Here is a 13223-nt window from a genome sequence, read left to right on the forward strand (position 1 = left end):
TAAAGCCGCCTTCCGCGAGGCGGAAGACGGCTTATACAGGCCATTGCTATATTAGAAAGTTGCCAATATGATTACCAACAAAATGTACAATACCAGAACAACTGCTGTGCTAGAGTATCCAACGTTAGACATGGTTAGTTCCCCCTTCCGCCTGCTAAACGTGATCTTGTTTGCTCCATGTATTCTATGTTAGGCAGGGCGGATGGGTATGGACGTATGTCTATTTATGTGGAAGAAAAGGGGTTAATTCACCTAGATAACAGACATCTAGGTGATGGAGTGCCCGGGTGCAAGCCGTGTAAAACAGCTTGCGCTCCTTCGCCTCCGCATAGACAGCCGCCCCGGCATCGTAGAGAATAACCGCGTCGAACTCGAGCCCTTTGGCGAGGTACGCCGGCAAGATCATGACGCCTGCCTCGTAGTGCAGCGTATCTTTGCTGATCCGCGCGAGCTCTGGCAGCAGCGGCTTCAAGCGCACGTGCGCAGACTCCGTCTCGCGCTCGGTCTTGCAAATGATCGCGACGGAGCTTGCGCCGCCATCGCGCCTCATGGCCGCCGTCTCTGCGACAAGGCGGATCAGCTCTTGCTCGCTGCCTGCGCGCAGCAGGCGCGGCTCCTCGCCGCTGCGGCTGAACGGTTCCACCGGTTCGCCGCCCGGCAATACCTGACACGCGAACTCGGTGATCTCGCGTGTCGAGCGGTAGCTCTTGACGAGACGGATCGTCTCCGTCTCGTCTTCCCCCATCAGCTCGCTGATCGAGCTGTAGCCATGCTCTTGCTGAGCGGCGCCTCTGCTGCCTTTGGCGGCGTTGGCACTCGCACTTGCACCCACACCCACACTCACATTCGCATTCGCATGCGTGAAAATCCCCTGATTCCAATCGCCCAGAAGCGTGAAACGGGCGCGTGGAAACAGTTTTTTCAAATACGCATAGTGAAACGGTGAGTAATCCTGTGCTTCATCGACCAAACAATAGCGGATCGTGCCCACCCGAAGCTGACCCTCAACAAGCCCCTTGAGATAGACAAGCGGCGTTGCGTCCTCGTAGCGCAGATTGCCTTGCTCTAGCGCCTCCACCGTGAATTCACTAATCGTCGCCCATGCATCTGGCAGCGGCTGGCCAGCAAGCATTACCAAATCCTGCTGTAAGCTTGTATCCGTAAATAACGCTTTGTACATGCCGAGCACATCGACATAGGCTAGTTTTTGCGCTTTTTCCTTGAGCGGTGTAATCGCTTTGTGGGCTTTGACACGGCTCATCTTCTTCATTTCAGGCTCGCTGCCCATGTACTTCGGCTCGCGTACAAGCTTGCGATAAAACCGCTTCTGCACATCGACTTGAAACACTTCCAGCCTTTCCATGATCCATTCCGACAACTGCTCCATCCGCTCACCGATGGCAAGAATGGAGGACTTGCTGTAGAAGCGTTCACTCAACTCCTCAGCCGTGATCAGCACCTTCTTACCCACCGCCAAATCAAGGAATCGAATACCGCCCCCCCTCAACTTCTCACCGTAGGCTTCGATGACGCTTAGGAAAGCTTCGGAGGTTTTGTAGGTAATACTCTCCAAGCGTGCTGCATACACGGAATCCTGATCGGTTCCAGTCAAAATAAACTCCAGCTGGTCATACGGATCCTCCAGCTTCAGTCCGGTATCCGTTAATTTATGCGTTAAATAATCTTGAAAGGTCGTCTGCTGCATCGTCGCTTCACCCAACTCGGGCAATACGCGAGAGACGTAATCGCTGAACAGCGAGTTCGGCGAAAAGAGGATCATATTATCGGCACTCAGCGTCGTCCGATACTTGTAGAGCAAGTACGCGATGCGCTGCAAGGCAACGGACGTTTTACCGCTGCCAGCCGCGCCTTGGACGACCAGCACCTTGTGCTGATCATCGCGGATGATCTGATTCTGCTCGCGCTGAATGGTCGTGACGATGGAGCTCATCTTCTCGTCTGCGCTGCGGCTGAGCATCTTCTGCAGCATCTCGTCACCGATCGAGATACCCGTATCGAACACATCCTGCAGCTCGCCAGCCTTGATGATATATTGGCGCTTGAGCCATAGCTCGCCGCTGACATCCATCTCTGGCGTTCGATACGTCGCCGGTCCTGGCGGATAGTCATAGAATAAGCTAGCGATCGGCGCGCGCCAGTCATAGATCAGAATTTCATCGGTTTTATTGTCGATGAACGAGGTCAAACCGATATAGATTTTCTCCCGCTCCTGCTCGCCCTTCTCTTGAAAATCTATACGGCTGAAATAGGGCGCATCAACGACACGCTCCAGCTTGCGCAGTGCATCCTGCGCCAATCGATAGCTGCGCTCCTGCCCTTGCAGCACATGCTCCTGCTGAGCCATACTCGCTGCGGTTTCAATCAAATCATCGTCATTGTCTGCGTTGACCGAGATATCGTCCCAGAAGCTTCGGCCGATGGCCGTCGCTTCTGATCTGCGATCATCTACCGTTTGGCGCAGCTCTACAATGCGCCGCTGAATATTGGCTCGCACGGTGGCAACGCGCTGCGCTTCCTTCTCTCGTTCTTCATTCCCTATCGCCATGGTCCCAACCCACTCCCACATGATTTCTTCTTTTTATGCGTACACGTTTTGAATCACTTCTTCAAATTCTGGTTCTTCCATATGTACATCGTCCATATCGCCCCAGCTGCTCACAATCCGCAGCACATCCATCGCTTTCAGCTCTTGCCGGTTGCAGGCAATCGTCAAGAGGTTGGCTTCTTGCTCTACTACGCGGAAAGGCAGCTCCCAGCTCTCTGGTACTTGAATCTCACCGCGAAAGGATACTTTCATCATCGTCGGCAGCCCTATTCGTTCTCGTAGTTTGTCTATGGAACCATCATAGCCAATTTGCCCATGATTAATGACGATGACCCTTGGGCAAAGCTGCTCAATATCGTCCATATCATGTGTCGTTAGCAAGATCGTCTTCCCGAAATCCCGATTCAATGTCTGTAGGAATCCGCGAATATTTCGCTTTGCAACAACATCTAGGCCAATCGTAGGCTCATCCAGGAACAATATCGCCGGATCATGCAGCATCGAAGCCGCCAAATCCGCTCTCATTCGCTGACCGAGGGAGAGCTTGCGAACGGGGGTATCTAGGATTTCTTTTAAATCGAGCAGCTCCGTCAATTCACCTAATCGGCGACGAGCATCTGCAGCCTCGACGCGATACATCGCTAGGAGGATTTCGTAGGAATCCTTCACTGGGAGATCCCACCACAGCTGGCTCCGCTGTCCAAAAACAACGCCAAGCTGCCTGACTACTTGCTTCCGTTGTTTCTGCGGGCTTCGACCATGGATCAAAACCTCACCAGAGGTGGGGTGCAGGATGCCTGTAAGCATTTTGATCGTCGTCGACTTTCCCGCCCCATTAGGACCAATATACCCGACGAACTCGCCGGTTTCAATCTCGAAGTTCACATCGCGTACCGCTTCTTTCTCTTTATACGCTCTAGAGAATAGCGTTCGGATCCCCGAGAACTTGCCTTCTTGAATGACGGGGGATTGAAAGGTTTTGCGTAAATGCCTGACCGTTATCATCGGGTGCATGCCCTCCCTTTTATTCATGTGGTTAATGGTTAACTACCTGTACTTTGATATCGTGAAAGTCCTAGCTTCCAGAATCGCATCGCTAGCCATAATACGGCTACAGCGACGGCCAACGTGCCTAGCAGCAACTCCAAGCCCCCTTGATGCCTTAGCACATAAAGAGCAGGTATGTAGTTGACGAAGCCTACCGGTACGAGCACTAACAACGAAACTTGCAGCCATTTCGGATAGATGGTAAGCGGATAGCGTGCAGCGGTATGAGAGGCGTCCTCCGTCATATTTTGCAGAGACTCTATACGTGTGAGCCAAAAGCCGGCCGCCGCCGTCGCAAGTCCAATCGCGAATAAAATGACCGCGCCTGTGAGGATGATGAACCCCGTCTGAGGGATGGCACTCCATCCGATTTGCCCACTAGCTAATAGCGCTTTCATCGAAATAAACAATAGGATCAACCCTTGACCGATTTCGGCAAATAAAATCCGTGAATTTTGTGTCATTAGTGCAAGCAGCACAGGGACTGGTCGAATCAGAATCGCATCCAAATCACCGGAAACGAGATATTTTTCGAGATGATGTACGTCAGAGGCGAGTGTGCGATAAATCGCTTTGGAAACCATCATCACCCCATATAAGTAGCTCACCTCGTACAATGTCCAGCCATGTATGTTGCCAAATTTCATCATCACCAGCGCTACCATCAAGAATTCAGAAATATGAACGAACGAAGCCATGAGGGTCGAGAAAACAAAATTAAATTTATACTGCATACGACTTCGCATACTTGCCTTAATGAGCAGCATAAACATTCGAATTGAGATCATCCGCCCTGCACCTCCAGCTTCCTGCGAACCACATGGGTAACGGCCAAGCAGACACAAGTAAACCCGATGCCCCAAAGAAGAGCGCCGAGCTGGGCAGTTCCATGTTCAAATCCCAGGTAGATCCGAGTTGGGTAATAGAGTAGATAAGGGTAGGGCGTGTACGAGCTAATGGTCCGGAGCCAGCCTGGCAGCCATTCCACGGGGATAAAAAAACCGGAAAGCAGCATAGCGAATGAGTAGTTAACCCAGTACAACCACCGTGATTCCGTCGTCCACAAGGCAGCAACGCCAATCAGGTAATTCATACAGATCGAAATATAAGAGGCCATAACAAGCGAGAGAGCTGTCCATCCATACACCGAAGCGTGCTGAGGAAGCTGTAAGGAGAAGATGAAAACATAGAGGACATAAATCGGAATGCTTTTATATACAAATTGATACCACACTTGACCCCATTCACGGCTCATCGCCTGATAGAATAAATGCACGGGCCGCATCAGATCGACCGCTATTTGACCCGTACGAACCGATTGCTCGAGTCCGAGTCCATTCGTCGTAAACTGTGTAATCCACAGCATCGCTTGGTTAAAAGCAATATAACTGACGATTCCATGGGCACCGTACTCGCCTAGCGATGCATCGCTGCCTAGGCCAGTCCAGATACTGGCATAAATATAGCCGAACACCGCGCTAACCGCATTATGCAGCAAATGAGAGCCACGGTACTGCAAGTTTCTTGCGTACGCCTTGCGCGCCAAAACCGCGAAAAGCATAAAACACCTCCTGTTTTGTCATTCAAGATCGGTTAGCCTTTTCGTATTTCGTGCAGTCGCCGCGTAGAGACGGAATCTTATATTACCAAAATAACCCTGTTACTGGCAACAGTTATTTCTGGGTTACTTTCCATAACGCCAAAAGCCGCCTCCCAAGTAATATCTACTTGAAGAGACGGCCTTTTATCAATTAACGCTACTGTGTACTTGTCGGCTTCGCGTTCTCGTTACCTTGAGCCTCAGACTTTGTAGCTGCAGAATCCGTGCCGCCAAACTCGGCATTGTAGTCGGATTGCGTATCTTTGGTCAAATAATCATGATCTAGATAATCGGCCAAGTACTGCTTACCGAACATTAAGTCATACTGCACATTTCGATAGTCATCAATTAGTGGTGCTGCGGATTCCGGCGTAGTTGCATGCAGCTGCCCGTCTTGATCGACGATCAGATTGCTAAGAAGACCTGGCACTTGCTGTGCCAACTCGGCATCCAGAGCAAAATTCGCTGGCTTTTCCATATGAAGCATATCAAGGACATGAGCCCCTAAGAATGAATCACTCAGCAGCGGAATGTCCTGCTTCGGCATATCGAAGTTAGACCATGTTACAAGCGGAATGCTATGCATCTTCTTGATTTCTTCCAACGACCATTTGTTAGCATCGCTTGTTGAAATAAAGCCCGCTTCCTTATACACCTGATAATCCATGCCTAGCATCGGCAAATGGTCACCATAGAATACGATCATCGTCGGTTCATCCGAATCCTTGAAATGTTCGATCATCATTTGCAAGCTTTGATCCGCGTCATGCGCACCTTGCGTGTACGTTTCTAGAATACTTTTCGCTTGCGCGGAAAGATCCCCTGTTGCTTTGAACTTATTTTCCCCATAGCGAGGATCGTCATAAGGGCCGTGATTTTGCATGGTTACGGTGTAGATAAACATCGGATTTTCCGTTTTATCCACTTCACTAATTACATTACGGGCAACCTCAGCATCGGAGATAAAGTAACCCTTCGTTTCTGGATTCTCAAAGTGCTCACTGCTTTTAAAGGATTCAAAACCAAGTTCTTTATAAACATTGTTCCGATCCCAGAACCAGCCTTCGTAGGAGTGAATCCCCATGCTTTTGTACCCTTGATCGGCAAAATAACTCGCTAAGCTTGGAACTGGCTTCGAAATATACTGTTGATACGGAATGGATCCGCCAGGCAAGAAGCTCATCGAGTTCCCCGTTAACACTTCAAACTCCACATTACTCGTACCGCCGCCATATTGCGGGGAAAGCAGATAGCCTGAGCTAGACTCCTTCTGTAATCGGTGAATCGTTGGCAGCGGATCTTCGCTGAATTCTACATTCTCCAGCAGTGTAGGATCCCAAAAGGCTTCGCTCATGACAAATATGACATTCGGTTGTTTCCCTTCAGCGAGGGTAGCTGTCACTTTGCGGACGTCATCCGTATCCTGCTGCACAGCTGCCTCTTGAATATTCGCTGCTGCCGAAGCCAGTGCTTGCTCACTGTAGGTATCCGGCTTCTGAACGATCGAGTTTTTCACATTTAGGGTGAACGCTAGGGTGAGACCATTGTTCGCATAGTTTTGCTGCTGATCCCAAACTATTTCATTCACACCCGCACGGTCCAATACTTTACCAGCTAACGGTGTTTTGATCCCAAATGCATACAAGGCATAGAGCGAAAAGAGCCCTAAACCGATCCGAGCGATAACAGGTAGTGTAACACGCGGGATCACCCATCTAAGCGCTAGAACGATGAGAATCGCAGCAGCAACGGCAATAATTCGAATGAATGCGGCTTTACCTGTGACTAATGAGGCAATATCCATACTCTCTTTATTGAGCAATATATCCCAAGGGAAGAACGGCTCCCCGATCATTTTCACTTTCATATACGAGATAATTGCCATCAGACCAAGAATTAAGGTCGTAATGGAGCCAGAGATCGCCAAAGATCCTACGAGGGCATAAATGAAGGCCAGAAGGCAGAAGGTTAGCCCTACATTTAGCATAAATAAAGGTTGATTACCTGTAATCCACTCCATGGTTTCCGGCAGATTGCCGCGTTCAAGAAACTCCATACCTACGACAGACAGAATCGGTAGACCAATCATAAATAAAACTAGTGAAATCGATGCTCCCAGACGGCTTGAGCTCTTTGTACTCGAAAGACGCTTCCGGGGCTTCAAATTCAAGTGCATCTTACATCACTCTCCTCATGCCCCTATTGTAAATGTCAATTGTGAAGAAATTATGTAGTCTACCTTAAAGGAACCTTAAGTCTTCCAATTTCTGTAAATCACTTAAGTTCAGCCAACCATGCTGCAAGTGCTTTCAATTCCTCTTCCTTCATCGTGACCTGAAACGGCGGCATCCCGCCACCACCCTTTTGTATCCGCTTTACGATTTCGGCCTCATCGAGGCGTTCGCCCACTTTTTGAATATTGGGACCTTGCCCGCCTTGTAATTGATTACCATGACAGGAGATACAATAATTTTGATATAGCTTTGAAACATCAGTTTTAGCAGAAACACTCGCACTCGGCGTCGCCGATGGTTTCTCCCCACAAGCAGCTAAGCCTATTGCTGCCACCAGTATCAAGCCACCAACCCAACCCGCTCTCATCTTCATTGCGCCCAAACCCCTTCAATCTCATTTCTCTCATCATACCAAAGTATGGATTGGAAAAGAAAGAAAAGCCGCGGCACTGTCACATGGGCAGCCTCGTGTATCAATCACGTTCGAGGTTTCTCATATGATTATTATGGTGCGAAACGCGGCTTTTTACCACATAACAAAGTAAAAGTTTTCGGTACCCGAAAACAGCTTTGTTATTGGCGATAAAACCTTCCTCTCCTGGGGTCCCCACAAAGTAATCGGAATTTGCTTCGAAGGTTAGCGTCACTTTGTGGGGGAAGATAGCGGTCGCTCATCTTCGAAAGGCTTCGATAGAGGTTTTCTCATAGGTATAGAATTTAAATATTTATGATAATTTCAGACGAATCACATTCCAAGAAGCAAATCCTCATGCTCCAATACGATATGCTGGCTTCGGTAATTACAATCAGGATATTCGGTTTAGGACGTACCGGAGGTGAGTGGTCGTGTTCGTAGAATCCTAATCTCGTTCCTGTAAGCGTGTTTTCCATCACTACAGGGGACGGGCGACGGCTTTTCGGCCAATCTCGCTCCTGTAAGCGTGTTTTTCATCACTACAAAGGACGGGGTGACGGCTTTTCGGCCAATCTTGCTTCTGTAAGCGTGTTTTTCATCACTACAGGGATTTATCCAATGCGGTGCGGCAAAAGGGAAGCAAGATGAATCTTTGCTGGATCCTAGGTAGACGATCCTAAGCACTATGAACACTCACATCGCTACTCCCACTTCTCCCCCCTACCTCCACGCCCTTCGTCCGTCCCTCCGCCAAACGCAAAAACTTCTTTCTCCGCCAGCGGATCGCCACGAGAATACCACGTAAATACTCATCACATATCATTGCGACATATATTCCCGCTAACCCTAGGCCATAATGCAGTCCCAAGACATAAGAGAGTCCCGCAGCAACGCCCCACATGGAGATCAAGGAGATTACCATATTAAAACGGGTATCGCCAATTGCATTCAGCGCGTTTCCGAAGCCCATATTAATCATTCTGCCTGGCTGAAGTACCGCTGTCAGCACTAAGCAGGAGAGGGCTAGCTCAATGATCGCTTTGTCTGGGCTGAAGAAGCCGAGGAAGCTTTGTCCGATGATCAAAAGAAGGATGCTATTGCACCCGACTAAGCCGAGTCCAATCCATGTGCCGCGATAACCCGCTTTATACGCCGCTTGTGTTTGCCCTGAACCAAATAGATGCGCTATCTGGATTTGTGCCGATAATGCAATCGAATAGCCCAACATGAAGCAGATCGATTCCAGTGTATTCATATACGTTCTAGCTGCCAAAGCCGAAGCGCCCATCGTGGCCAAAAAAGTATAAATCGCAAGCTGCGACAGCACCCAGGAGGACATATTGACGCCGAGCGGCCAGCCGATTTTGAGAATCTCACCGAATAGTTTTTGGTTGAAAACAATAAGATCACGCCATCTGATCCTTCGCTCAAAGGCGGAAACGAACATATACAGCAGCAGACAGGTTGCAAGGAGCCGACTTATCAGCGTTGAAATGGCAACCCCTGTTAAGCCTAGCTGCGGGAATCCGAAAGCCCCATTGATCCATCCGTAATTCAAAAACACATGGATGATGTTCATCCCAATCGCGGTAATCATCGGCCCCTTCGTGTTACCTGTATTTCGAATTGCTGTGCTGAGTGTGGCCGTTAGTGCGGTCAACACCATGCCGCTGCCGACAATCGAAATATACGTATGAGCCAGTGGAAGTAACCGCTCTTCTAAATGAAACAGTCTCGCTAGGGGAACAGCCTCCACATACAAAATCACACTGAGTATGGCTCCTATGAACCCGCTTATTGTGACGGCCATAATTCCAACCGTTCGTGCGGAATCCTGCTGTTTCGCTCCGATTTTCTGTGCAATTAAAATACCTGCGCCGCTTGCCACCGTCATAAATAAAATCATGACCGCTTGAAAGATCTGGTTGGCTAAGCCAACTACCGCTACTGCGTCATCAGAGACACGGCTGACCATTAGCGTATCAACTGCACCCAGGAGCAGCTGCAGCAGTAATTCTACAAATATGGGCCACGCTAGAAACCATAAGGTAAACTTATTTTTCTCAGAAGTCATGATCACGCCACCATCCAGTATGTTTCTCTATTTGTTATGAAAATGAAACTTAGTAGTCAGTTCAAATTATAGCTGTTATAGTTGATTTCATGTATCAACATCGCAACTGAAACTTACACAATTCCAACTTTCATCCTGGATTAAAGAAGGTGGCTGCCATAGCATTTCTTGAGATCACGATCCCTCCTCTGCCCCACTATATCACGAGTGGCTTGAACGACATCCCTAAGGGAGGGCAACACCCCAGCCGCAGCAACATCCAAGTATTTGATCTGCTTGTCACAACGTCCGGCTGCTTCTATATCGGTGAGGATGATTCGCGATTCGACGTAGGAGTAGGACAGGCTGTCATTTTGCGGCCAGACCGCTACCATTTCGCGACGCAGGTATGCTCAGAGCTAACCCACACCTACTGGCTGCATTTTCACGTAGGCGGCAATTGGGAGCTAATTAAACCTACTACCGTTTCACTTGTCCCGTTGGAGGATCCAGCTCCCGCGCAAAACGTGGTAGAGGCTTTCGCTGTAGAACCATTCTCCATGCGCATTCCTCAATTTACGACGCTGCAGCACCCGGAGAAAATGTACGATGTCTTCGATCAGCTTTTGCAGCTTCAGCCTCGTGCGCATGTGAGCAGTGTTCGTTTTGCCCAACAGCAGCTATTTCAAGAAATCCTGCATCAGTTGGCTGCCTCTGCAGAGACCGATCATGCCTCCGCCTCCAGAGCTTGCGCAGAGAAAGCCGTCTCCTACTTGAGGCAGCATTTTCGCGAATCCGTTTCTGCCAAGCAGCTTGGCGATGAGCTCAATTTCCATCCTGTCTATATAGCTCGATGTATGCAAAAAGAGTACGGCTGCTCGCCTATAACATATCTGCTGAAATTAAGAGTGGCACAGGCCAAGCTCTTACTCTTGCAAACGGAGCGGCCCATTGCTCACATTGCCCAAGAGGTTGGCTTTGTGCAGGCTGCTTATTTTGCAGCTAGCTTTACTAAGCTGGAAGGGATGTCGCCTCGATCCTATCGGCAGCAGTTTTCACAAGGGACCTGACGCTTGGGGAAATCTCCATTTATGATATACTGAGAAAAAAAGGTTAAGGAGTCCTCATCATGGCACCCCCCTTACATTGGAAAAAGTCATTATGGATACTTTGGGGCGCGAACTTCTCCATTACGTGCGGCATGAACTTGGTACTTCCGTTCTTACCTCTCTATATCGGGGAGTTAGGGGTTCACGAGCTTAGCGATATTGTCCGTTGGACAGGCTGGATCGTAGCTGCCCAATTCATCACTTCCTTTTTGACTCAGCCACTATGGGGAGCCATTGCAGATCGACGCGGACGCAAAATCATGCTGCTGCGCGCCGGGTTCGGGATGGCCATCGTCACAGCGCTTATGGGCATTGTTACATCGCCCTGGCAGTTACTTTCGCTAAGGTTGCTGAATGGATTCTTCTCCGGCTTCATCTCGATGGCGGTTTCTTTGCAAGCCTCTCTGACACCGCGCGAACATTCGGGTAAGTCGTTAGGCACGCTTCAAACTGGCGCTATCGCGGGCTCACTCATCGGCCCATTAATTGGCGGGATACTGGCAAGCTTCCTCGGGTACCACCATGTGTTCTTCTTCACAGGAGGACTCATGCTATGCGCCAGCATTATCGTCATGGTATTCATCAAGGAGGAGCGGAAGCCCCCCTCTGACAAAAAGGATAAACAAAAGACACAATGGCGATTGTTTCGCCCCTTGCTGCCTGTCTTCGCCGCTTCGCTGATCACACAGATCGGCATGATGAGCATCGAGCCGATCGTAACCGTGTATGCCCAAACCTTATACTCGGGGGCGCACTTGGCCTTTTTTGCTGGACTCATCGTGGCAATTACCGGTATCGCCAATTTGTTCGGCGCGCCGACATTGGGTAGACTAGGTGACCGAATCGGTCAGCGTATGACGTTGGTCATAGCCCTCACGATGGCGGCAGTGGCCTTCATTCCGCAGGCTTTTGCCACCAATATTACGATGCTCTTAATCGGCAGATTCCTGCTCGGACTGTTCATCGGCGGGATGATTCCGTCACTGAACGCACTTGTGATGAAGCTTGCAGCTCCAGAAATTCAAGGAACCGCTTATGGATTCAATACATCTTCGCTGTTCCTTGGTAATCTGATTGGCCCCTTGCTCGGCAGTCATCTGGCCGCTATGTACGGCTTCACATCCGTGTTCTATGTCACCATGAGCATCCTGCTGATCTGTGCTGGGTTCGTGTATGCGAATCGCAGTTTGGATGCAACCATACGGCTCAAAGAGGCGTAAATAGAAGGGCAGTCTTATTATAAAATAAAACTAATGGAGGATTACGATGAAACACGAAATCTTATATAAAGGCGCATTTCCTGTGCTGCGCGTACAGCTTGAACCCGGTGAAAACATTAAAGCCGAATCCGGTGCCATGGTCTCCATGTCCCCGAATATCGAGCTCAAAGGAACGGCAGACGGTGGGATTATGAAAGGTCTTGGACGTATGCTAAGCGGCGAGAGCTTCTTCTTCCAAGAATTGTCCTCCACACGCGGAACTGGCGAGGTACTGCTGGCACCGGCGGTGATTGGCGATATCGAAGCGGTAGAATTAGATGGGACGTACAAGCTCCTTGTCCAAAAAGACGGCTTCCTTGCCGGCACTTCGGGCATTCAGGTGAACACGAAGATGCAAAATCTCGCGAGCGGCTTTATGTCAGGTGAAGGCTTCTTCATCGTCGAGATTAGCGGTCGAGGCACCGTTTTCCTCTCCTCCTACGGTGCGATCCATGCCATCAACTTGGCGCCTGGCCAAGAAGTGCTTGTCGATAACGGGCACCTCGTCGCTTGGCCAGACTATACACAGTACACAATCGAGAGAGCTGCCGCTAAAGGCTGGATCTCCAGCCTGACCAGCGGTGAAGGCGTCGTCTGCCGTTTCCGCGGCGAGGGTGTCGTGCTCATTCAAACGCGGAATCCGAAAAGCTTCGGCGGTTGGATTAAGCAATTGCTGCCAGGCAGGTAAGGCTAGTTAATTTAAAAGGAGCTAAGCGACTTAAATGCGCGAGTGTTAATAATTATCAAGATTCATCAGGTGGTCATAATATTACTCTTGTTGGAACGGAAAGTTTCTATGATACAGGCAGTTTTAGCTGGACATATAATGTTGTTACTGCTAAACCATACCGTCCGCCAATTGACGGCGTAAGTTGTCCTAGCCCTGACGGACAAGCTGTCCAGTCGGTGGTTCGAAAAAAGGGAGAATCAAGAACATTCT

General features: G+C 49.5%; 10 protein-coding genes. 3 read left to right on the plus strand and 7 right to left on the minus strand.

Features of this window, described 5'->3' with window-relative positions; genetic code table 11:
- Positions 1–220: 220 nt before the first annotated feature.
- The 7 genes from helD to AC58PQ_RS12160 all read right to left on the minus strand — a co-directional run bounded on the left by helD (position 221) and on the right by AC58PQ_RS12160 (position 9936).
- Positions 221–2566: an RNA polymerase recycling motor HelD gene (helD, locus tag AC58PQ_RS12130; RefSeq protein WP_497242186.1), complete on the minus strand. Its 2346-nt coding sequence runs from the start codon at positions 2564–2566 to the stop codon at positions 221–223.
- A gap of 33 nt (positions 2567–2599) precedes the next feature.
- A complete protein-coding gene (locus AC58PQ_RS12135; protein WP_497242187.1) occupies positions 2600–3571 on the minus strand; it encodes an ABC transporter ATP-binding protein in 972 nt (323 codons plus the stop codon).
- A 38-nt stretch (positions 3572–3609) separates the two neighbouring features.
- Positions 3610–4401, minus strand: coding sequence for an ABC transporter permease (locus AC58PQ_RS12140; protein ID WP_497242188.1), 792 nt, complete (start codon positions 4399–4401; stop codon positions 3610–3612).
- The gene (locus AC58PQ_RS12145; RefSeq protein ID WP_497242189.1) at positions 4398–5174 is read right to left on the minus strand and encodes an ABC transporter permease; all 777 of its coding nucleotides are present in this window, start codon (positions 5172–5174) and stop codon (positions 4398–4400) included. Before AC58PQ_RS12145 ends, AC58PQ_RS12140 begins: the two co-directional genes overlap by 4 nt.
- Positions 5175–5370: 196 nt before the next feature.
- Positions 5371–7389 (minus strand): LTA synthase family protein, encoded by a 2019-nt coding sequence (locus AC58PQ_RS12150; protein WP_497242190.1) that lies wholly within the window; start codon positions 7387–7389, stop codon positions 5371–5373.
- 98 nt (positions 7390–7487) lie between these two features.
- Complete coding sequence (locus AC58PQ_RS12155) at positions 7488–7820, minus strand: c-type cytochrome (RefSeq protein ID WP_497242191.1); 333 nt, start codon at positions 7818–7820, stop codon at positions 7488–7490.
- Positions 7821–8538: 718 nt separating this feature from the next.
- Positions 8539–9936 carry an MATE family efflux transporter gene (locus tag AC58PQ_RS12160; protein WP_497242192.1) on the minus strand — a complete coding sequence of 466 codons (1398 nt, stop codon included), beginning with the start codon at positions 9934–9936 and terminating at the stop codon, positions 8539–8541.
- 149 nt (positions 9937–10085) lie between these two features.
- On the opposite strand from AC58PQ_RS12160, the gene AC58PQ_RS12165 reads away from it, so the two are divergent.
- Genes AC58PQ_RS12165 through AC58PQ_RS12175 form a run of 3 tightly spaced genes read left to right on the plus strand, consistent with a single transcriptional unit; the run spans position 10086 to position 12971 of the window.
- Positions 10086–10985, plus strand: a complete 900-nt coding sequence (locus AC58PQ_RS12165) for a helix-turn-helix transcriptional regulator (protein WP_497242193.1) — start codon at positions 10086–10088, stop codon at positions 10983–10985.
- A gap of 59 nt (positions 10986–11044) precedes the next feature.
- Complete coding sequence (locus AC58PQ_RS12170; protein WP_497242194.1) at positions 11045–12244, plus strand: MFS transporter; 1200 nt, start codon at positions 11045–11047, stop codon at positions 12242–12244.
- 46 nt (positions 12245–12290) lie between these two features.
- Positions 12291–12971 (plus strand): TIGR00266 family protein, encoded by a 681-nt coding sequence (locus AC58PQ_RS12175; RefSeq protein WP_477587945.1) that lies wholly within the window; start codon positions 12291–12293, stop codon positions 12969–12971.
- Positions 12972–13223: the final 252 nt, after the last annotated feature.

The sequence above is a fragment of the Paenibacillus sp. J22P143 genome (genome assembly GCF_059692035.1).